The sequence below is a fragment of the Moraxella bovoculi genome (assembly GCF_000988745.2).
Taxonomy (GTDB): domain Bacteria; phylum Pseudomonadota; class Gammaproteobacteria; order Pseudomonadales; family Moraxellaceae; genus Moraxella; species Moraxella bovoculi.
The window spans coordinates 60947-83814 of sequence record NZ_CP011381.2 but is presented as its reverse complement, the minus strand read 5'-3'; the positions used below and the strand labels follow the sequence as shown (position 1 = coordinate 83814).

Below are 22868 nucleotides of genomic sequence, written 5' to 3'. Positions count from 1 at the left end.
AAGAACAAAAAATTTTATAGCAAGGCTTCAAGTGTTACTAAAATATATTTGACACAAAAGCGATGCCTTGTTACCATAAAGCAAAACAGTGTTAAAACATATGGCGATAGGTGCCCAAAAGCTACACACTGGGCTCTTATTTACCTTTCCATCACAAATCAGATAGGAGTTATCTTGTGAATAAAATCTTTAAAGTCAAGCGCAACTCGCTTGGTCAATCGGTGGTATGCTCAGAAATCGCCACTTCTCGTTCAAAAGGTCGTGTGATTGCCTCTGCGTTAGCATTGGCTGTGGCAAGTACGGTAGCTGGTCAAGCGGTTGCTCAAGTTAAATCGCACTATACAGAAAGTACTACGGAACTGGCTAACCTTAGTGAATTGAACTATGAAAGAATAGAAAATTTAGAGGTTGCTGCAAAAGAAACAAGCACCGATCTTGATAACCTTTCAGAATGGTTTAAACTAGCTTATGAGACAATTGGAGACCACCATGCTGCTCTTGATGGCGTGGGTGATATTGTTAGTGCTTTGGACGCAACAGACGATGTCCTTATCGACGAAATCGCTGACAACACCAATGACATCGGTAAGCTTGCTGTCATCTCTGAAACCACTGTTGATGAAGTGGCTAAGAACCGTGCACAGATCAGATACAACAAAGAAGTCGCCGATGCACTAACCACCGCATCTAATGTACTCATCGACGAAATCGCTGACAACACCAATGACATCGGTAAGCTTGCTGTCATCTCTGAAACCACTGTTGATGAAGTGGCTAAGAACCGTGCACAGATCAAAGATAATAAAGCAACAATTGATGCGCTAACCACCGCATCTAATGTACTCATCGACGAAATCGCTGACAATACCAATGACATCGGTAAATTGGCTGTGATTTCTGAAACCACTGTTGATGAAGTGGCTAAGAACCGTGCTCAAATTATCGACCATAACAACGCAATTGCCGATCTAAAACAAGCCGCAGCCAATGGTCAGATAGCAGACCTAGCACCAATCAATGATAAAATCGATGCTCTAACCATCGCATCTGATGTCCTTATCGACGAAATCGCTGACAACACCAATGACATCGGTAAGCTTGCTGTCATCTCTGAAACCACTGTTGACGAAGTGGCAAACAACCGTGCACAGATCAGAGATAACCACGGCAAGATTGCAGAGAACAAGCAAGCCTTGGCTAAAAAAGCAGACAAGAGCGTTGTCGATGCAATGAGAAGCTTCGATACTTACCTTGCATCCCTTGCAGGCACCACTCAAGGCAAGGTTAATAATCTAGAAACTGCTGTTGCCGATAAAGCTGATACTGAAACTGTTGATGCCTTAACCACCGCATCTCATGTATTAATCGACGAAATCGCTGAGAATCGTGAGCAAATCGTAGCCAATATCGGTGATATTGACAAGTTGGCAGAAGTGGTAACAGACAACATCACTGCCACTCAAAAAACAGCTGAACAAACTGCAAAAAATGCTCAGAACATTGCCAAGAATCAAGCGGACATTACAACGTTGATGAGCAGAACGCCAGCGGCAGTTGATCTACAGCCCATCAATGACAAGATCGGCGCATTGGATAACAGCCTTAATGACAAGATCAACAAGCTTGATGACAAGCTAAGTGCAGGCGTGGCTGGTGCTGTGGCCATTGCCATGATGCCAGCACCGGCTGCTGGTAGCCATTACATCACTGGTGGCACAGGCTTCTATAATGGTGAAAAGGCCTTAGCAGTTGGTCTTACTGGTGCAAGTGAGACTGGCACCTTTACCTATAAGATCGGTGGCTCAGTAAATTCCTCTGGCTCTGGTACTTTTGGCGCTGGTGCAGGCTATCGCTGGAAATAATCCACGATCATTGCATGAAAAAAAATCGCTCATCATTGAGCGATTTTTTTTATGTCAAATGTAATTTCACGCACTTTGGTACCCAAACCAACTCAAAATAACATACCAAACTACCTTTTAGACCCTATTAAAATGCGTTTGGGATTGACAGTGAAAGCAAAACTTCGTCCAGCGATTTGAGCATCTTAAAAAATTGCCATAAAAAAACACCCTATGATGGGTGTTTTTTTATTGAGAAAGTCAATCAGCGTTTTTTGCGTTGGATGGCGTGAATCGCTCGGCCATCAGCCGACAACGCCGCTTCATGCACCGCTTCAGATACGGTTGGGTGCGCAAAGGTCATCAGCTGCAAATCTTCAACGCTAGATACAAATTCAAGAGCAATCATGCCTTGATGAACGATGTCGCCTGCACCAACACCCACCATATGCAAACCAAGCAATCGGTCGGTTTTGGCGTCTGCCACGACCTTAATGAGACCTTGACCCTCACCTTGTGCCAACGCACGACCGTTAGCAGCTAAGCTGAACGAGCCAGTTTTAACTTCATGCCCACGGGCTTTTGCTTGCTCTTCGGTCAAGCCCACCCACGCAATCTCAGGATGCGTATAAATCACACTGATGATGGCATCATAGTTTACTTGAGCTTTTTCACCATGAATACGCTCCACCGCCATCATGCCCTCTTCCATCGCTTTATGAGCCAGCATCGGTCCACGCACCAAATCACCAATGGCATACACGCCATCCAGATTGGTTTTGCATTGATCATCTACTGCTACCAAACCACGATCTGTCAGCTCAATGCCACAGCCATCAGCCAGTAGTGCTTCGCTGTATGCACGGCGACCCACGCAGACGATCAGCTTATCAAAGGTCTCAGTCTTAGTTTCGCCTTTAACGTCAGTAGTAACTACTACTTCGCCATTGACCACTTCAGCATTGGTAACTTTGGTGTCTACACGGATGTCTAGACCTTGTTTCTTAAGTAGCTTAGCGGCTTCTTTTGAGATGTCTTTGTCAGCGACCGCTAGGAATTCTGGCATGGCTTCATATACCACCACCTCAGAACCCAAGCGACGCCATACTGAACCAAGCTCAAGACCAATCACGCCAGCACCAATCACACCAAGACGTTTTGGTGCTTCTTTGAACTCTAGCGCGCCAGTTGAGTCTACGATGTGCTCACCGTCAGTCTTGGCAACTGGGATTTCGATTGGCACGGAGCCTGCCGCTAGGATAACGTACTTAGCAGTGATGGTTGTTTCAGTGCCGTCATGAGCAGTGAATTTCACTTGCTTTTCAGCAGCCTTACCATCAAGTAGTGTACCCACGCCTTGTAGCCAGTCCACACCATTGCCTTTTAATAGACCTGCCACACCTGCGGTCAAGCCTTTCACGATGCTGTCCTTGCGCTCTAGCATCTTAGCGACGTCGATCGCCACGTCACCTGTGGTAATACCGTGTTCGGCAAGTTCGTGGCGGGTCGCCTCATAGCGATGCGAGCTGTCAAGCAGTGCTTTTGATGGGATGCAGCCCACGTTTAGGCAAGTACCACCAAGTGCAGGTTCGCCTTTGTGGATGCGTTTTTCGATACAAGCGGTGCTAAAGCCAAGCTGAGCAGCACGGATGGCAGCTTCATAGCCACCAGGTCCACCACCAATTACAACTAAGTCGTATGAATTTTTCATGATTGTTCTCTCTTTTTTAATGAAAAATGCCTACCTTGTGATAGGCATTGTTTTTATTATAGATCTAAGATTAGACGCGCTGGGTCTTCAATCAACTCTTTGATGGCTACCAAGAATTGAACCGCATCTTTACCATCGATCAGACGGTGGTCATAAGATAGAGCTAGGTACATCATTGGTAAGATAACCACTTCGCCATTTACCGCCATCGGGCGTTCGTTGATGGCGTGCATGCCTAGAATGGCAGTTTGTGGTGGGTTGATGATTGGTGTAGATAATAGTGAACCGAACACACCACCGTTAGTGATGGTGAATGTACCACCGGTCATCTCTTCGATCGCCAATTTACCTTCGCGCGCTTTAACCGCATAGTCACGGATGCCGCCTTCGATGTCGGCAAGACCCATGCTGTCAGTGTCACGTAGAACAGGTACAACCAGACCACGGTCGCTTGACACCGCCACGCCCACGTCATAGTAGCCGTGATACACAATGTCATCGCCATCAATAGATGCATTAACCGCAGGGAAACGCTTCAATGCTTCGGTAGCTGCTTTAACGAACAGCGACATGAAGCCCAATTTTACGCCGTGACGTTTTTCGAATTGGTCTTTGTATTTGGCACGCAAGTCCATCAACGGTTTCATGTTCACTTCGTTGAACGTAGTTAGCATTGCGGTTTCTTGAGTAGCAGACAATAGACGCTCAGCGATACGCTTACGTAGACGAGTCATCGGTACGCGAGTCTCAGCACGCTCACCAACAGCTGTCGCGATAACACTACCAGAAGTGGTTTTTAGCGTTGGGTTGATCATGTCAGACTTAGTCACACGACCGCCACGGCCACTGCCTTCTACATCAGCAGGATTTACGCCAGTTTCTTTGGCAGCTTTACGAACGGCTGGGCTTTGATCTTTAAAGTCGCCTTCAGCGCCTTTTGGCTGTACTGGTGCAGCAACACTTGCAGGATCAATGGTGGTGCCTTTATCAGCTTCTTCTTTTGATAGTTCTTCTGCATTACCTGCTTTGGGTTCAGCAGTTGCACCCGCTTCGAATTGCGCGATAACTTCAGCAGATAGTACGGTGTCATCTACGCCTTTTACGATGCTGGTTACAACGCCATCATCAGGTGCAACGACTTCTAGAACAACTTTATCGGTCTCGATTTCTGCAAGCAGTTGGTCACGTGATACTTGCTCGCCTTCGGCAACGTGCCATTCTACGATGGTGCCGTCTTGTACCGATTCTGGGAATACTGGGGCTTTAATTTCAGCCATGATAAACTCCTACGTTTATGTCAAATTTTAATATAAAAATCATAAATAATGCCAAACCGACTACCTTTGGTCAGTTTGGCTGATGAATTATTGCAATTGTTCTACTGTCACGCCTAGCGCATCAGCGATTAGGGCTTGCTGCTGAGCATTGTGGATCTTCGGAGAGCCGGTCGCAGGTGCTGCCGCTGCAGGACGTGTTGCAGGCGTTGCCAAGTTGGCTGACTGAGTCGCCATGATGCGATACATCTCAGGCAATAGATAGTACCAAGCACCTTGGTTTAGTGGCTCTTCTTGCGCCCACACGACATCAGCTAGGCTTGGATACTTCGCGAACTCTGATAAGATGCGCGCTTCTGGTAGCGGATATAGCTGCTCGATACGTACGATCGCCACGTGATCTAGACCCAGTTTACGGCGCTGATCCAGAAGCTCGTAGTATACCTTGCCACCACATAGCACAAGGCGAGTTACTTTGCTGTTGTCCAATGCATCGATCTCTGGCAGTACAGTTTCAAACTTACCATTTGCAAGCTCATCAAGCGTCGATGTCGCAAGCGGGTGACGAAGCAATGACTTAGGTGACATTACGATCAATGGCTTACGCGCAGGGCGGATAACCTGACGGCGTAGCGCATGGAAGATCTGTGCTGGTGTGGTCGGTGTAATCACTTGCATGTTGTCTTCAGCACACAGTTGCAAATAACGCTCTAGACGTGCTGATGAGTGCTCAGGGCCTTGACCTTCAAAGCCGTGCGGCAATAGCATGGTCAAGCCAGCCAGACGCTGCCACTTAGTCTCACCACTTGCGATGAACTGGTCAATCACAACCTGAGCACCGTTAGCAAAATCGCCAAACTGCGCTTCCCATACGATCAGTGCATTTGGCACTGTGGTCGCATAGCCGTATTCAAAGGCAAGTACTGCTTCTTCTGACAGTAGCGAGTTATAGGTAGCAAAACGTGCTTGACCTTCGCGGATGTGCTGGAGCGGGATGTACATGCTGCCGTCTTTTTGGTTATAAAGTTCAGAATGACGGTGCGAGAATGTACCACGACCCACGTCTTCACCTGTGATACGTACAAGCAGACCTTCATCAACCAAAGATGCATATGCCAATGTCTCAGCAGCGCCCCAGTTTAGTGGCTCTTCGCCTGTCTGCATGGCAAGACGTTGTGCTAGAACTTTGGCGACCTGACGCTGTAGTTCAAAGCCTTCTGGCACTTTTGCCATGGCTTGACCATAAGATTTTAGCTTCTCGATGTCAACGCCAGTTTCCCAGTCGTCTTCTAGCTTGTGACCCACATAAGGCGTCCAGTCAACGAATAGGCTGGTATCAGGTTCTGTCGCCAGACCTTGGGCCACGTCTTGACCGTTGTCAAGTGCCACGCGGTAGTTATCTTCGATTTGTGCTGACTCTTCTTTGGTCAGTACGTTTTCTTTTGTCAACTGCTCAGCATATCTGGTGCGAGTGGTTGGTAGTTTTTTGATAATTTGATACATCAATGGCTGAGTGGCTGACGGCTCATCTGATTCGTTGTGGCCGTTACGACGATAGCAGACGATGTCAAGCACGATGTCACGACCGAATTCTTGGCGATAATCTACCAATAGCTGAGAGGCAAATACCACCGCTTCAGGATCGTCACCATTAACATGGATAACAGGTGCGTGAACCATCTTCGCTACGTCAGTACAGTACTCAGTAGAACGCGCGTCTTCTGGGCGTGATGTGGTGAAGCCAACTTGGTTATTAATCACAACATGCAGCGTACCGCCTGTCTTGTAGGCACGAGTTTGTGACATTTGGAAAGTTTCTTGGTTAACACCTTGACCGGCAAACGCAGCATCACCGTGCACCACAATTGGCATCACCGTGCTGTTATCGATGTCATAGCCGTATCCTTCAGAACGACGAGCTTGACGCGCACGCACTGAGCCCAGCATCACCGGAGAGACGATCTCTAGATGCGATGGGTTATACGCCAATGCCAAGTGCAGCTCACCACCCTTGGTAACGACGTTCGAGCTAAAACCGTTGTGGTATTTTACGTCACCAGAACCAACGGTAGGCTGGATCTTACCGTCAAATTCATCAAACAGTACAGACGGGTTCTTACCCATGATGTTCACAAGTAGGTTCAGACGACCGCGGTGTGCCATGCCAATAACGACTTCTTTGGCGCCATAGCCGCCAACACGCTGAATCATCTCGTGCACAGCAGGAATGAAGCTCTCGCCCCCTTCTAGACCGAAGCGCTTCACGCCGGTATATTTACGCGCAAGGTATTTTTCCAGACCTTCGGCAGCGGTTAGACGGTCAAAGACTTCTAGTTTTTTGTCTTTATCGAAGCGGATATGGCCGTGGTTTGATTCGATGTAATTTTCGAACCAACGTTTCTCGGTCGCTGTGAATACATGCATGTATTCATAGCCAATACTGCCACAATACACACGCTCTAGAATCTCAATAATCTCGCGTAGGGTTGCTTCAGATTTACCGATGGCAAGATCGCTGGTTGGGAAAGTCGTGTCAAGATCTGCTTCAGACAGACCATGATAAGCCAAGGTCAAATCTTCAACAGGTGCACGCTGCTGTAGTGCCAATGGGTCAAGCTGAGCTTTGCGATGACCACGACGACGATAAGCAGAGATCAACTGCTGAACTGCCATTTGTTTAGGGTCGCAGTCAGTGCTGACGCCTTGGGCTTGACCAGGACGGGCGTTTGTTTGGTTGCGGGCAAGTAGCAAGAACTGCTCTTTGATCGCGTTGTGCGGGGCATCGCCTGCTTGCTCATAATCGGCAAAGTATTTTTGCCACTCGATGCTCACACTTGCCTTATCCGCTAAATAGTCCTCGTACAACGCCTCAACATACGCTGCACCATCTGCGGTGAGTTCGGTGCTTTGATAAGCCACCGTATCTTTGCTACTTTTTGTCATAATTTAACACTCTCAGTCAATGGTGTTTTCTTGATTAGTTTTTTAAATCATCACTCAAAAAGCCAATCAAACTGTCGAATTTATAAAAAAATACCATACTGTGCATAGTTTACGCCATTTGACAAAACATAACAAGTTGCAAAGAGTTTTAAAATGTGAATAAGGGAAATTTTTTAGAAAACTTGTCCAAAAACTGCGATATAGCAAAAAAAATTTTGCTAGGTTTAAATACTAATACAAGCGTAATGACAAACTCTAAAAATACCAAAAACATCAAAAATCAGCCCAAGTTACAAGAACCGCCAAAATAACGCAGGGGTTTGTTTGAGTTGTTTTTGGGTATCAACGATAGCAGTAAAAGTGGTATCGGCAAGATTTTTTTGGGTGTCGGTGTTGGGTAAGATTAACACAACCTTACCCTTACTTTGATTGTCGGTGGTAAGCCACATCTTTTCAAACTGACGGCGTGTAAGGGTGCGATTACCCCAGCTACTATCCGCCAAATAGACATTGTACTCATCAATAGCACGCACCACGCTAAAATGGTCGCTTCGTTTGTGATTGACATAAACAATGGCGGGGATTTTAAGCTTGACAAGTGTGTCATAATCCATCATTACACCACGAGCAGTAAAACCATATTTTTCACTGACCTTTGCCAAATCCAAAAACGATGACATCACATCATCTAATGCCATATCGTCCAAAATCTGCTGTTCTGTTTTAGGCGTTTGGTAAAAGTAAGTTAAAATGGTAGAAAGCGATGATGCACCGCAAGAATAATCCACATCTTGCTTGGTAACTTTGCTATTTTTAATATCGGTGTAAGTGGTCTTTGTGCTAAGTGTTTTGGGTGTATGCCAATCTGCATAAGCCAAATTTATGCTAAAAGCAACTATAAATAAAAGAGCTTTTTTCATTACGATTACAATCTTAGCCATTAAAGCCTTATTTGGCATTTTGTTTTTGGGCTTGGCGATATTTTTGTGATAAAGGCGGTGGCAACTCCCCAATCTTGGTGGTCAATCCGACCGATACCGTACTACCGCTAGCTCCTGAAATTGGTGTGCGAACATTGGCAGTCAAGTTACTTCTTGCGCTTAGTGCATAAGCCAAACCAAGATTTAAAGAGGTTTGTGTTTGGTTGTTTTCTATGTTGCCAAAGTCGTTTTTGTCCGCCCATTTGTGGCGAACACTCACACCGCCTGTCAGCGTAATATCAGGATTGACCGCAAAACCTACCGTACCGTTTAACATCGCTGTATCGCCCAAATGAATGCGACCGCCATTTTGTAATTCACGCTTTGTTTGATGTTGGTAAGTGCCTGTAAGACTTAGCACAATCGGGTCATTGACGGTATAAACGCTCAAACCCACAAGTGCCGAGCTGCCCGATTTATTTTTGAGCCCTTGTGTGTTGTCATAGACGGATAATTCACTAAACATTAAGCTATCAGGCAAGGTTTTATGGTTTTTGATGACTTGGTATTGGGTGGCTAGGCTCACATCATTTAGGCTTGTATCGCTTGATTTTGATAAATCCGCACCATTTTGATGACGGTCATTGCGATAGACACCGTTAGCCTTAATACCCATTTCTAGTCTATCACTCACACCATAACGCACTCCAAAAGATGCAATTAGGCTATCGGTATTGGTATTGCTCTCACCAATATTGGGCAAATAAATGGTTCGTCCACCGCCTAAGTCTACGCTGTTAAAGCCTTGTGCTACCGCCGATGTTTTTTGTTGATTAAAATAGCTAAGTTCGGTATCCAATTTAAAGCGGTTTTTATCCGCCAAAATGTCATCAACCGTAAGAGGTAGGTCGGCGTGGGTGATGAGTGGCAATATGGTTAAAGTTAGCAATAAAAGTTTCAATCTCATAATATCATCTCAAAATATCCTAATTACACTATTTATCTTTATGGGATAATTGGTATCAATATCCTTAATGTTTAATTCTTTTGATTGATAAATTAGTGTCTTTTTGCTTTCTTCAAAAAAAGTCAGTTCAAAAGCTCCATAATACCTATGGATATCTTTTAACAAAGCCACACTTTCTTGCTTTAATGCATATTCAGAATATGCAGTACCTTTTTTTATTTCTTTTATCGCTTTATGCCAAGTCAAATTAAGCACATCGCCAAAAATGGATTTTAATTCATGTTTTAGCAAATCCGTAGCAGCACAAACAAAAGCATTGTTTTTTGTCTTTTGCCAAGTAATGACCATTTACAAAAAACGATGTGGCTACAACATGACCATTAAGCGGTTTGATTTTAATAATCATGACTACATCCTAAAATTAATTTAAGCTTAACAAGTCAATCAATAATCTTATAAAAAATATGGCAATATGTTTAAAATAAGATAACAAACAATTACTTTCAGCTCTGGTTCAAAAAGTATGCTACAAGGAAAACCGTTCGTGGCGAGCTTGGGAAACCTAACGGTTGTCCTACCCTTCGATAGGCTCAGGGTCAACGGAAAACCTAGTTCAGCATACTTTTTGAACCACTACCTTTGAATCAAATTCTAAAAGATTAGCACAATACATTATTATCATTAAAGACTACCAATCTAACAAGCGGAGTTAAGATAATAGCGATTAACAAAGAATAATTCAGTAAAAAATCTTCAATATAATTTTCCGTCTGAATGGTAAAAAACATAGGGCTTTTAAAATAGTCTTTTATAAAAAAAGAGCCGATTAAAAACACCAACAGTATTGACAATAAAAAACTCGAAGCCAAATCATCATCGCAGGGGCGATAAGAAAATAAAATTAAGACAACTAAAAAAGCGTGAAATTTGGTTAAGTACTTAACCAAATTTCTAGCTTTCTTTAGGATTTTACCCTTCAACAAAGTTACCACCAGCCTTTGCGGTTTCCAGCACCATTAATTATACCTCCAGCAAATGCTACTTTAGATGCGCCATATATGGCTTGAGCACCACGCACAGGCACCAACGCACCTCCAACAACAGACTTACCTAGACCTGCCGCAGTGCACTTTGTATAAGCACAGCCCGATATATAGCTAAAACCGCCTATTGCCCCTCCAACCGCATAAGGAACCCATGCCCCCTCCGTCTCCCGCATCTGACTATCAGTCATGGCAACAGCTTGTAAGTTTTGGGTGTCATCAAAAGCAAACGATAAATCGGTTGCTTCATTAAATTGGGTAGATAACTCTACGCTTGGTGTGGTGCTTGGTATAGTTTGATAAACAGTTATTTCTGCAAATGCAGGGGCGGTGGCGATAGTATCAGTAAGTGCTAGGATTGACAATTTTTTCACAATATTTTTCCCTTAAATTGCAAGTCCCAGCCGTCAGCAAGGCTTGTTAAAGCACAGTTGTACTGACTTGCATGATATTAGTAATTTTTTTGCTTTGTCAAGAGGTTTGATACTGCACTTGTATTTTTAAACCAATCCACTATATCAATCATTTCTTAGTGAATCAACTTATCGCTCAAAGCTGCACAGTCGCTGATGATTTAGGCGGATTACAATATCAAAGTCGATATCCAGTTTGCTCATTCGCAAACGATATATAAATTATTGAACTCTACAAAAATAGCTTTTTCATTTATCATGCCTATTTTATGAGTTTGCATATTTGCAAAATCTTCAGAGTAAGAAAAAGATAAAAAAGTTTTATCTTCTTGTAATTTTTTTAATATATTGATAATACTGTTTGATAACAAAAACATCGATGGATAAATAAATTTATTTCTTAGGTCCATTTTTATGCAGTTGTTAAAAAGTTTTGGATTCGATGAGTGCGTAACAATCATGTCTTCAATAATAAAACATTTCTGTATTATACCATCTTCATTATTGACCGTTTTTCTATAATAAAGATGATTATTTTTTTCACATTGTAAAAAAAATCTTGCTTCCCTTAAAAGGCAATGTTTATTATTAGACTTTGCACAGGCAATTTCAAAAAACATCTTCTTTATCTTAATTTATCTATGTCGTTTTCCATAAAAAGCATGACCTCTGTATTTTTGGTTTGTATGCTGGTAATGCGAATAATTAGAGTGCAACTCCTTTTTTCCATGCCGAATAATATTTTGCCGTCCCCATGCTTGATTTGCAATTGCTTTGGCTTGTTGAGAGTTTCTCGCGTAGATATTCGCACCTTTTGATAGAGCAGCACCAGCGACTCTCTGCGTTACCCATCTTTGTGCTATAAAACGCCCACCATGAATCACCCCTATTGCCACCAATGGAGCAACCGTCCCCTCCGTCTCCTGCATCTGACTATCAGTCATTGCGACTGCTTGTAAGTTTTGGGTGTCATCAGAAGCAAAAGATAGGTCGGTTGCTTCATTAAATTGGGTAGATAACTCTACGCTTGGTGTAGTACTTGGTATGGCTTGATAAACAGTCGTCTCTGCAAAAGCAGGGGCGGTGATAATAGTAGCACTTAGTGCTAGGATTGAAAATTTTTTCACAATATTTTTCCTTAAATTACAAGTCCCAGCCGTCAGCAAGGCTTGTTAAAGTACAGTTGTTCTGATTTGAATGACACTATAGTATTCTTTTGCTTTGTCAAACACTTCTTGTGATTTTTTACTGGTTAAAATTCATTGCTTTTATTTCTGTATTTATTGTTCAGCGACTTTTATCCGCCAAGATATCTTCTATTGTGAGGGGTAGGTCGGCGTGGGCGATGAGTGGAGAAATAAGCACAATAGATAATAAATTATTAACTTTCATTTTGGATTTCCATAAATAATATGCTTTGACCAATCAAGCAGAGTGGACCTTGCCCATCCTATGCCACCAATAAGACAACACCAGTATCTATGACAAAACCCGCTCTTAAGTCTTTTATGCTTATCTTTTTGGCAATATTAGACGGTCTGCTATCTTCCTCATAAATAAAAAATGTAAAACTACCAACCTTATCAAAAACATCATGCAAAAATAATTCCCCATCTTGATTTAGACATCTTTGGTATTTGGCAATAATCTTTCCTCTTTGTATGTCCTTATAGATATCTTTGAGCTGTTTTTTGGGCAGGCTATCATTAAGCAATTCTCCATCAATGATGGTCTGACAATCACTCAATTCCCAAGCCCAGCCAGTAAGACTGTTATTTTTTACATCTTTTGATAGGTAATGATTGGCCAGACGAAAAGAGTGCTTTTCCATACTCTCAAAAGGTTGTATCTCAAAAAACATTTTATGCCTCAAAAATACCATCAATAAATAACCATTCAAAATCATCTACGATATTGATTGCCATAAAAAAATATGTCCTTTATTTTCCATGCCATTTATTTTTCGTATTGTCGGTTGATAATGAGAATAATCAACATGTTTTCGATGTCCACTCGGTCCATGTCGAGTAACATTGCTTTTGCCGTACGCCTAATTTGCCAAACTTTTCGCCTGTTGTGATGTACCTAACACATGAGATTACAACCGTTGCGTGCCGCATTTACAGCAATACTTCTAGAAACATAGCGTGTTGCAATAAACCTACCTGTATTCATTGCAAAACACCAAGTGCATAGATAGGAGCAACCGCCCCCTCCGTCTCCTGCATCTCGCTATCAGTCATTGCGACTGCTTGTAAGTTTTGGATATCCTCAAAAGCAAACGATAGGTCGGTTGCTTGAGTCGTTTGACTAGATAATTCTACACTTAGGGCAGTACTTGGTATAGACAAACAGTTGTTTCTGCAAAAACACGGGCGCTAATAATAGTAGCACTTAGTGCTAGGATTGATAGTTTTTTTCATAAAACTTTTCTTTATTAACATTAGGAAAAGCTATCAGTATGGCACTGATAGTCAATAACTACACTAATGTAGTATATTTAGTGTAGTTATTGTGTACGATAGCAAAAAACACAGTTGTATATGTCAGGTGTTTTTTATAATTTTTATTTAGTTTGTTTGATTTTTATCTTTTGATAACTTTTTAACAACCAAACTATAAAATAAACGCTCAATTTGATAAGAAAATAATTTATACAATAAAATCGCTATAAAACCAAATAAAGATACAACCGTATTTTGCCAGTAAGCACCAACCAAGACAATCACAATCAACAAACTTAACAGAAAATATCCCAATATCTGTAACTTTTTTTCACAATCAATACATCTAGACTGATGCTCTAAGTTGTTTATACAATTTTTATCACAACTTAATTGTTTTTTTATAAAATTCATAATAATCCAATTATATTAACTATGATGCAAAGAAAAAATAATTAAACTTAACCTGCCTGTTTTAAACAAATAAGCAGATTAAGTCTTACCAAGCTACTCAACAAACAAGCAGTACAACTACTTACCTTTATTACTATTACCTTGGCTTTTACCCCAAGTATATGTACCATAAACCAAACCAGCATTACTAATATAATGTTTAGCTAGTTGATTTGTAACAAAACGACCTCCCACATTCAAAATAATGGGTATAAAAGCCCCCTCCATCTCTGCCATCTACTTATCTGTCATGGCAACAGTTTGTAAGTTTTCTACATCATCAAACGCAAAAGACAAATCCGCTTGTGAAGTGGTGGCTGATGTATCCATAACATCAAGTGAAACGGTAGATTGTGTAACGCTTGGTGTGGCATAAGAGTTTACTTCTGCAAAAGCAGGAGTAATGGCAGTGGTTGCAGTCAGTGCAAGGATTGAGAATTTTTTTCATGAGATTTTCCTTAACATAAAAATACAAGCCTTATCCATCAGCAAGACTTGATAGAGTACGATTGTGCTGACTTGCGTGGTATTATAGTTGTTTTTTGATTTATCAAGGTTGTTTGGACAAATGTACATTTTACACCTCTTGCCATCAATAACTTTATCAGCAACAAAAAACCCCACCAAATGGCAGGGCTTTTGGGCAAATGATGATCAGCCCGCCACATCAAGCAGCATGTTACGGATGTGTCCGATTGCCTTAGTTGGGTTTAGACCCTTAGGACATACAGACACACAGTTCATGATGCCACGGCAACGGAACAGGCTAAATGGGTCATCCAGACGTGCCAAACGAGCTTGGGTGTCGCTGTCACGGCTGTCAATGATAAAACGATAGCCATTCAGTAGTGCCGATGGACCCAGGAACTTATCAGGATTCCACCAGAATGATGGGCATGAGGTTGAGCAGCATGCACATAGAATACATTCATATAGACCGTTTAGTTTCTCACGATCTTCTGGTGATTGTAAACGCTCTTTTGGTGGTGCAGGTTGATCGTTGATCAAGAACGGATGAACTTTTTCATACTGAGCGTAGAATTGGTTCATATCTACCACCAAATCTTTAATCACTGGTAGCCCAGGTAGTGGACGTACGACGATTTTATTTGGTAAGGTGTTCATGTTGATCAGACATGCAAGACCGTTCTTACCGTTGATGTTCATACCATCAGAACCACAGATGCCCTCACGGCAGCTGCGACGGAAAGTTAGGGTCTCGTCGATTTTTTTAAGACGTAGCAGAACATCAAGAAGCATACGATCAGAATCTAGAAGTTCGATTTCGTAAGTCTGCATGTATGGGGCGTTGTCTTTGTCTGGGTCGTAGCGATAAATCTCTACAATGCGCTTGCCTCGACTCATTGTCTTTCTCCGCAATTGGCTTGGGCGTCTGGCAGTTTGGCTTTTGCCCAAGCGTTTTGTTAATTGTTAAAAATTAGAACGTACGAACGCGTGGCTCACAGTAATCCACAGTTAGAGGCTTCTTGCGAACTGGCTTATAAATCACACGGTTACCTTCAGAGTACCAAAGCGTGTGCTTCATCCATTCGTGGTCATTACGTCCCAGCGGTGCATAGTCGTCATCAGCAGGACGCTCATAATCTAGTACGCTGTGCGCACCACGGCACTCGTGACGTAGAGCAGCTGATAGCATGGTCGCCTTAGCAACTTCATACAAGTTCGCCACTTCTAGCGCTTCGATACGTGAGGTGTTGAAGACAGCTGATTTGTCTTTTAGGTGGATTTGCTCAACTTTTGGTGCCAGAGCTAAAATTCTCTCTACGCCTTCGTCCATCAACGCTTGGGTACGGAATACGCCTGCGTGTGATTGCATAATAGAACGGATCTCATCAGCAACTTCTTGGGCATTGTAGCCTTCGGTTGAGTTTTGTAGCTTATCAAGACGACCTTGAGTGTAGTCAAGTACGCGTGGATCTAGCGGCTTGTAACCGCGGTCAGACTTCGCGAATTCATCAAGGATGTGCTGACCTGCTGCGCGGCCAAATACCACCAAGTCAAGTAGTGAGTTCGTACCTAGACGGTTCGCACCGTGTACAGACACACACGCACACTCACCGATCGCATACAGACCTTTGATCACGCGACCTTCAGTGTATAGGCCTTGTTCATCAACGTTACCATCTAGAACAGGTACAGTTACTTGTCCGTGGATGTTGGTTGGGATGCCGCCCATCATGTAGTGAATGGTAGGTACAACAGGAACAGGCTCTTTGGTGATGTCAACGTTCGCAAAGTTATGACTGATCTCAAATACAGAAGGCAGGCGCTTCATGATCTCGGCGTGACCTAAGTGGGTCATGTCCATCACAATGTAGTCGCCATTGGGACCACAGCCGCGACCTTCTTTGATCTCTTGGTCCATAGAACGTGATACGAAGTCACGCGGCGCAAGGTCTTTTAGAGTTGGGGCATAACGCTCCATGAACGCTTCGCCGTGCTTATTACGAAGGATTGCACCTTCACCACGACAGCCTTCAGTCAATAGTACGCCAGCGCCTGCCACACCTGTTGGGTGGAATTGCCAGAATTCCATATCTTGTAGCGGGATGCCTGCACGCACAACCATGCCCAGACCATCACCTGTGTTAATGTAGGCATTGGTAGAAGCGCGGAAGATACGACCTGCACCACCTGTCGCTAGTACGGTAGTTTGAGCTTGGAATACAGAGATGTTGCCTGTTTCTTGATCTAGCGCAACCACACCATTGATGTTACCGTCAGCATCTTTGATCAGGTCAAGAGCGATCCACTCAACGAAGAATTGGGTGCCTTTCTCAAGGTTTTTTTGGTATAGTGTGTGCAGCAGCGCGTGACCTGTACGGTCAGCTGCAGCACAGGCACGTGGAACAGCTTTTTCGCCGTAGTTAGCACTGTGACCGCCGAATGGACGCTGATAGATTGTACCGTCTGCATTACGGTCGAATGGCATACCCATGTGCTCTAGCTCATATACAACCTTTGGTGCCTCGCGGCACATATATTCGATTGCGTCTTGGTCACCCAACCAGTCAGAACCTTTTACGGTGTCATAGAAGTGGAAGTGCCAGTTGTCATTACTCATGTTACCCAAAGATGCACCAATACCGCCTTGAGCAGCAACAGTGTGCGAACGAGTTGGGAAAACTTTAGTCAGTACCGCCACCTTCATGCCGCCTTCTACAAGCTGCAAAGATGCACGCATACCAGAGCCACCGCCACCGACGATGACAGCGTCAAAGTTTAGCGTGGGGATGTTATTAATTGTATTATCTTGTGCTGATGCCATGTTAAATCCTAGAATTTTATGAATTTGTCAAACGTTGATGAATGGTAAATTACCAAAAAATCATCACACCCCAGAACAGATACACCAAAACAGCGACGATAACCGCCGCTTGCAGTACGATGCGCAGACCTGATGATTTAACATAGTCGGTAAATACTGTCCACATACCAACCCACGCATGAAACACCAATGACAAAATCGCCACAAGACTAAACAGCTTCATTGGCAGGCTCATCATAAAACCATGCCACGCGTTGTAATCTACTTGATTGAACAAGAAAAATCCGATCACAACAACAGCATAAACTGCCAAAACTACTGCGCTGATACGCTGCAAAATCCAATCGCGCGAACCTGAACCGGTAAGACCTGTTGCGCTTTTAACACCTGAATTATTTCTAGCCATTAGAACATCACCCATACAAACGAAGCCACAATCAAGATCGCCGCAATCACAAAGCTAATAACAGCAGCAGTCTTACCAGACTTAAATTCTTCATTCATGCCAAGGTCAGCAAGCAAGTGCTTGATACCCATCACGAAGTGGTATGCTGTCGCCGCCACAAAAATCCAAGCCACGAAACGAAGCAATACATTGTCAAACACAGAAGCAAAGCCTTCAGGTGATGACAGTGACGTCTGCAGAATACACAACATCACAGGAACAAGTAAAAATAGCACAATGCCAGAAACACGGTGCAAAATAGAAGCCATGGCAATTGGCGACTTTGAGTTCACCGCAATCACTTGGCTTAGAGGTAAGTTAATCGGTCGGTTGCTTTTCACAGCGGGCATCCTTATCTAATTTACGCCGAAAAGGGCAAGGAGAGCTGGCTGAAGGGTATGTCAATTGCCCTGGCGCACATTTACTTTGGGTTATTAAATCCCTAAAAAGTTCGATTTTACCATTAAACTTTTTAATGATTGTATTTAATAAAGCAAAACAAATCTGCGTTTTGAGATTTTTTGACACTCTAACACAGCGAACACCATCAAAAAATAAACTTTTACAGACGAGTTTCTTTAGTTTGGGCAAATAAGAACAGCCAATATCGCCCAAAGCCTTGCAGTGCAAGTGATTATCATTTATAAAAGCGGTTTGGTAAATATTGGAATTATAAAACGCTTAGGAGAATTTTACAAATAAATTTCCCCATTTTATGTAAAAATAGGGGCAATTTTTTGTAACCAATAAAAAATAATCGCAATATCATGGTAAAACATGCACAAAGCTCAACCTAAACAAAATCATGGTTATAAAAGCAACAAACTTATATTTATACAAATCCTTAACTTATCAAATTATCAAAGTAAGCATTTATATTGTTACAAATAATGTCATCAGCCCAAAATAGCTTGTCAAGTTCGTGAATTATCCCTACAATCATAGTTGCGTTTTAATGCACAACTGTTTTCGCTGACGGCTTAATCTTATTTATCAAATCACGCTAAAATGATTTTTTGATAAATATTTCTTGATTTAGGCTTGTAAGTTGGTGAAAGTTTTTGTATTATCATCGCAACCAAATCGTGTGCGCTGTTTAAGTTTGTGCACCTTTATAAAGCTAAACAAGGATGTCGCGTCCATGCTTAAAGGCTTAACATAGATGCGATGACGCCCGTCTGATATTCTGTATTTGTAGGACCGGTCAGTCTGTGAAGGAAAATAGTCAATCACCCACGGTATGAATACAGTTCAAGGACGCAACCAACCCAAGAGAGGTCTATTATGTCAAATGTAAAACTCGTCGTTGACGGCACAGAATACGAAATGCCAGTGCTAGAAAGCACGCTTGGTCGCCCAGTTTTGGACGTGAGCGCCGTGGCTAAAGCAGGATTTTGGACTTATGATCCAGGCTTCATGGCAACTGCACCTGTTGAATCAGCACTAACTTATATCGACGGCGACAAAGGCGAGCTACTACATCGTGGTTATGCCATCGATGATTTGGCAGGCAACGCTGACTACCTAGAAGTCTGCTACGCGCTACTATACGGCGACCTACCGACCACTGAACAAAAAGAAAAATTCTACGCACGCATCAATGACCGCATGGCGGTACACGATCAACTGCGTAAGTTCTTCGAAGGCTTCCGTCGTGACGCTCACCCAATGGCAATCATGATCGGTGTGGTTGGTGCGCTATCTGCATTCTATCACAACCACCTAGACATCTCTGATGCAGCACACCGTGATGACACTGCGGTAGACTTGATCGCTAAAGTTCCCACTTTGGCAGCGATGAGCTACAAATACTCAATCGGCGAACCGTTCCTGTATCCACGTAAAGACTTCAGCTATGCTGAAAACTTCCTATACATGATGTTCGCAACCCCAGGCGATGTAGATTATAAGCCAAATCCTGTGCTAGTTAAAGCAATGGACAAAATATTCACTCTACACGCCGACCACGAACAAAACGCATCAACTTCTACCGTGCGTCTTGCTGGTTCTACCGGTGCTAACCCATATGCGTGTATCGCATCAGGTATCGCTGCTCTATGGGGACCATCACACGGCGGTGCGAACGAAGCAGTTCTTACCATGCTAGATGAAATCGGCTCAATCGAAAACGTTGCGCCATTCATGGAAAAAGTTAAGACTAAAGAAGCTAAGCTAATGGGCTTTGGTCACCGTGTTTATAAGAACTTTGACCCACGTGCCAAAGTGATGAAAGAAACTTGTGACGAGGTATTGGGCGCACTAGGCGTGAACGATCCTAAGCTACAACTGGCGATGGAACTAGAGAAAATCGCTTTGTCTGATCAATACTTCATCGATCGTAAGCTATATCCAAACGTAGACTTCTACTCTGGCATCATCCTAAAAGCCATCGGTATCCCAACGTCTATGTTCACAGTAATCTTCGCACTAGCGCGTACTGCTGGCTGGATCGCACACTGGACTGAAATGCACTCAGAACCATTCAAAATCGGTCGTCCTCGTCAGCGTTACACTGGTGAGAAGCACCGTGAATTCGTTAAGATCGAAGATCGTAAATAATCTTCCATCTACTAAGATCCTCCGAAATTCGGGGGATTTTTTTGATTTGTCAATTCAAGTCGGCAACACCAAATATCTACTCTGGTTAAGCCTGCTTGCAGCTGGCACCAGTATCAATTTTAAAGACCTATAAAATAAGCCACCAGAATCGTCTGATGGCTTATTGTGGTTTTATCTTATCAGTTATAGACCTGCTTGCTTTAATAATGCGCCTAGACTGCCGACTTTATTGTCTTGAGCTTTTGGTTTGTCTGATTTATCAGAACGGCGACGCTCGCTGCGCCGATCTTTGGTCTTATCCACTTTTTTGTCTGATGTGCGAGGTTTGCGATCTTCTTTTTCTTTTGACTTATCGGCTTTTTTGTCCGCCTTGGCAGCTTCTGATTTCATACTAAAACCTATACGGCCACGAGCCTCATCAACTGAGATTACCCGCACCCAGACGATGTCCTGAGGCTTAACGACAGCCGCAGGATTGTCCACGAAGCCATCGGAAAGCTCTGAGATGTGAACCAAACCATCTTGATGTACGCCAACATCGACAAAGCAGCCAAAGGCAGTCACGTTCGTCACCACACCTTCTAGCACCATGCCCACCGTCAGATCCTTGATAGAATTTACATCATCGCGAAACTTCGCCGTCTTAAATTCTCCGCGTGGATCGTGTGCAGGCTTGGCAAGCTCAGCGACGACGGTTGCAAGTTGGCTAAAATTATCAGCGCTGTCATTGAGCGATTTAGCGACCGCCTCATTACCTAGTACGTCTGTTAATGATTTATCCGCTTTACGTAAAATCTCATACACCAGTCCATAACTCTCTGGGTGGACGCCAGTAGCATCCAATGGCTCCGTGCCATCCTTGATGCGCAAGAAACCTGCCGCCTGTTCAAAGGTCTTCACACCCAGACGCGGTACGGCTTTTAGCTCTTCACGGTTTTTGAAGGCGCCATTGGTACGACGATAATCAACAATCTGCTGTGCAACATTTTTATTTAGACCTGCGATGTGCGCCAAAATGGCAGGACTTGCTGTGTTCACGTCCACGCCCACAGCGTTCACGCAGTCCTCGGTTACCTTATCGAGGCTAGATTCTAGTTCGGTTTGGTTAACATCATGCTGATATTGCCCAACACCGATCGCCTTTGGCTCAACTTTTACCAACTCAGACAGCGGATCTTGAAGACGGCGAGCGATCGATACGGCGCCGCGAACGGACACATCAAGATTAGGCAGCTCATTGCTTGCAATCTCGCTTGCCGAATATACAGACGCACCTGCCTCAGAGATGACCAACGCTTTGATGGACAGTTTGTCATCATCGATGATAGATTTTACCAAACTTTCGCTCTCGCGGCTTGCGGTGCCGTTGCCAATGGCGACCAGCTCCACGTCATGCGATCTGATCAGACCTGCGATCATCTTGCGCGCTTCATCGACTTTATTGTAAGGCTCGAATGGATAAGCCGTGTCGGTGGCGAGCACATCGCCTGTGGCATCGATCACCGCCATCTTCACACCGTGACGGATGCCTGGATCCACGCCCAAAATCACCTTACGCCCTGCTGGTGCTGTCATCAGTAGATGCTTTAGATTCTCGGCGAACACACCAATCGCATCGGTCTCTGCGGCCACACGGCGCTCGGTTAATAGGCGGTGCTCGATTTGGCTGCGCCACTTGGCATGCCAAAGTTTATCGACCGTATCTGCCAAAAATTCGCCGTTGACCGCTGACTGATCAACACCGAAGTGGCTTTTGATTTTTTGGACAAATGGCTCATCTTCGCCATCAACGTGTAGCACCAGCACATTCTGCTGACGACCGCGCAGCATGGCAAGCAGACGATGGTTCGACAGCTTGGCAAATGGTTCGCTGTGCTCAAAATAATCTTTAAATTTCTCGCCTGCCTCTCGCTTTTCTTCACCGACAAGCTCCGAGCGAATGCTGGCCGCCTTATTAAAGCCAAGTCGCACTTCATCAAGCAGATCCAAAGACTGCGCCCAAGTATCTAAGATAATCGCCTGCACGCCTGCTAGCTGCTTATCAAAGTCTTTAAAGTCAGCTTCAAAGGTCTCGCCGGTCTCATCAGTCAGAGTCTCAGGGCAGCTAAATCCTGCCAAAGCCTCGCTAGGTGCTGCACCCGCCAGGATGTCTTGTGCGATAGGTTCAAGTCCTGCCAGTCTGGCGCGGGCAGCCACCGAACGACGACGTGGACGATAAGGCTGATAGATCTCTTCTAATTCAAGCTTAGTATTCGCTGCCTCAATGCGAGTAACGAGCTCATCAGTCAGTGCATTCTGAGCGGTCAAAAGCTCAATAATCTTAATGCGTCTGGCTGCCAAATCACGCTGTAGCACCAGGCCTTTTTCCAATGCGCGCAGCAAGGCATCATCCAGACCGCCTGTCTGCTCCTTACGGTAACGGGCGATGAATGGCACGCTCGCACCCTCATCAAATAGCTCAGCAAATGCCGCCACTTGATTTGGCTTTACACCGTGCTCTTTGGCAAGTTTGTCATAGATGGCGGCATGATCGATCGGGGTTTGGACGATGTCTGTCATAGGCTTG

At 43.9% G+C, this 22868-nt stretch carries 19 protein-coding genes; 2 read left to right on the top strand and 17 right to left on the bottom strand.

The genetic code is table 11. The annotated features are described in order from the left end of the window. Positions 1 to 176 precede the first annotated feature (176 nt). Positions 177 to 1862: a YadA-like family protein gene (locus tag AAX10_RS00345; RefSeq protein WP_046699527.1), complete on the top strand. Its 1686-nt coding sequence runs from the start codon at positions 177 to 179 to the stop codon at positions 1860 to 1862. Between the two features lie 244 nt (positions 1863 to 2106). On the opposite strand, the gene lpdA is transcribed toward AAX10_RS00345, so the two are convergent. From lpdA to sdhC, 16 genes are all read right to left on the bottom strand, one after another. Then, positions 2107 to 3552 carry a dihydrolipoyl dehydrogenase gene (lpdA, locus tag AAX10_RS00340; protein ID WP_046699526.1) on the bottom strand — a complete coding sequence of 482 codons (1446 nt, stop codon included), beginning with the start codon at positions 3550 to 3552 and terminating at the stop codon, positions 2107 to 2109. Between the two features lie 56 nt (positions 3553 to 3608). Then, positions 3609 to 4829 (bottom strand): 2-oxoglutarate dehydrogenase complex dihydrolipoyllysine-residue succinyltransferase, encoded by a 1221-nt coding sequence (gene odhB / locus AAX10_RS00335; protein ID WP_036363613.1) that lies wholly within the window; start codon positions 4827 to 4829, stop codon positions 3609 to 3611. An 87-nt stretch (positions 4830 to 4916) separates the two neighbouring features. Further along, positions 4917 to 7769 carry a 2-oxoglutarate dehydrogenase E1 component gene (locus AAX10_RS00330; RefSeq protein ID WP_046699525.1) on the bottom strand — a complete coding sequence of 951 codons (2853 nt, stop codon included), beginning with the start codon at positions 7767 to 7769 and terminating at the stop codon, positions 4917 to 4919. A gap of 290 nt (positions 7770 to 8059) precedes the next feature. Continuing rightward, complete coding sequence (locus tag AAX10_RS00325) at positions 8060 to 8647, bottom strand: C39 family peptidase (protein ID WP_158580270.1); 588 nt, start codon at positions 8645 to 8647, stop codon at positions 8060 to 8062. Between the two features lie 70 nt (positions 8648 to 8717). Then, positions 8718 to 9656 carry a transporter family protein gene (locus tag AAX10_RS00320; protein ID WP_046699524.1) on the bottom strand — a complete coding sequence of 313 codons (939 nt, stop codon included), beginning with the start codon at positions 9654 to 9656 and terminating at the stop codon, positions 8718 to 8720. A 9-nt stretch (positions 9657 to 9665) separates the two neighbouring features. Continuing rightward, positions 9666 to 10004: a hypothetical protein gene (locus AAX10_RS00315; RefSeq protein ID WP_046699523.1), complete on the bottom strand. Its 339-nt coding sequence runs from the start codon at positions 10002 to 10004 to the stop codon at positions 9666 to 9668. A gap of 637 nt (positions 10005 to 10641) precedes the next feature. Next, complete coding sequence (locus AAX10_RS00310; RefSeq protein ID WP_046697663.1) at positions 10642 to 11073, bottom strand: hypothetical protein; 432 nt, start codon at positions 11071 to 11073, stop codon at positions 10642 to 10644. A 239-nt stretch (positions 11074 to 11312) separates the two neighbouring features. Further along, on the bottom strand, positions 11313 to 11732 hold the full coding sequence (locus AAX10_RS00305) for a hypothetical protein (protein ID WP_046699521.1): 420 nt from the start codon (positions 11730 to 11732) through the stop codon (positions 11313 to 11315). 15 nt (positions 11733 to 11747) lie between these two features. Continuing rightward, positions 11748 to 12239, bottom strand: a complete 492-nt coding sequence (locus AAX10_RS10200) for a hypothetical protein (RefSeq protein ID WP_080946948.1) — start codon at positions 12237 to 12239, stop codon at positions 11748 to 11750. A gap of 323 nt (positions 12240 to 12562) precedes the next feature. After that, the gene (locus tag AAX10_RS00295) at positions 12563 to 13012 is read right to left on the bottom strand and encodes a hypothetical protein (RefSeq protein WP_149038813.1); all 450 of its coding nucleotides are present in this window, start codon (positions 13010 to 13012) and stop codon (positions 12563 to 12565) included. Positions 13013 to 13283: 271 nt separating this feature from the next. Then, the gene (locus tag AAX10_RS00290) at positions 13284 to 13463 is read right to left on the bottom strand and encodes a hypothetical protein (RefSeq protein WP_046699519.1); all 180 of its coding nucleotides are present in this window, start codon (positions 13461 to 13463) and stop codon (positions 13284 to 13286) included. Positions 13464 to 13682: 219 nt separating this feature from the next. Beyond that, positions 13683 to 13970, bottom strand: coding sequence for a hypothetical protein (locus AAX10_RS00285; protein WP_036363638.1), 288 nt, complete (start codon positions 13968 to 13970; stop codon positions 13683 to 13685). 693 nt (positions 13971 to 14663) lie between these two features. After that, positions 14664 to 15374 (bottom strand): succinate dehydrogenase iron-sulfur subunit, encoded by a 711-nt coding sequence (locus tag AAX10_RS00280; RefSeq protein WP_036363641.1) that lies wholly within the window; start codon positions 15372 to 15374, stop codon positions 14664 to 14666. A 73-nt stretch (positions 15375 to 15447) separates the two neighbouring features. Further along, the gene (gene sdhA / locus AAX10_RS00275) at positions 15448 to 17298 is read right to left on the bottom strand and encodes a succinate dehydrogenase flavoprotein subunit (protein ID WP_036363643.1); all 1851 of its coding nucleotides are present in this window, start codon (positions 17296 to 17298) and stop codon (positions 15448 to 15450) included. 49 nt (positions 17299 to 17347) lie between these two features. Then, the gene (gene sdhD, locus AAX10_RS00270; RefSeq protein WP_036363646.1) at positions 17348 to 17704 is read right to left on the bottom strand and encodes a succinate dehydrogenase, hydrophobic membrane anchor protein; all 357 of its coding nucleotides are present in this window, start codon (positions 17702 to 17704) and stop codon (positions 17348 to 17350) included. Next, positions 17704 to 18093, bottom strand: coding sequence for a succinate dehydrogenase, cytochrome b556 subunit (sdhC, locus tag AAX10_RS00265; RefSeq protein WP_080702176.1), 390 nt, complete (start codon positions 18091 to 18093; stop codon positions 17704 to 17706). Before sdhC ends, sdhD begins: the two co-directional genes overlap by 1 nt. A gap of 934 nt (positions 18094 to 19027) precedes the next feature. Here sdhC and gltA point away from each other — a divergent pair. After that, a complete protein-coding gene (gene gltA / locus AAX10_RS00260; RefSeq protein ID WP_046699518.1) occupies positions 19028 to 20302 on the top strand; it encodes a citrate synthase in 1275 nt (424 codons plus the stop codon). Between the two features lie 183 nt (positions 20303 to 20485). Here the strand turns inward: gltA and AAX10_RS00255 are convergent, their stop codons facing one another. Beyond that, positions 20486 to 22861: a helix-hairpin-helix domain-containing protein gene (locus tag AAX10_RS00255; RefSeq protein ID WP_046699517.1), complete on the bottom strand. Its 2376-nt coding sequence runs from the start codon at positions 22859 to 22861 to the stop codon at positions 20486 to 20488. Positions 22862 to 22868 lie beyond the last annotated feature (7 nt).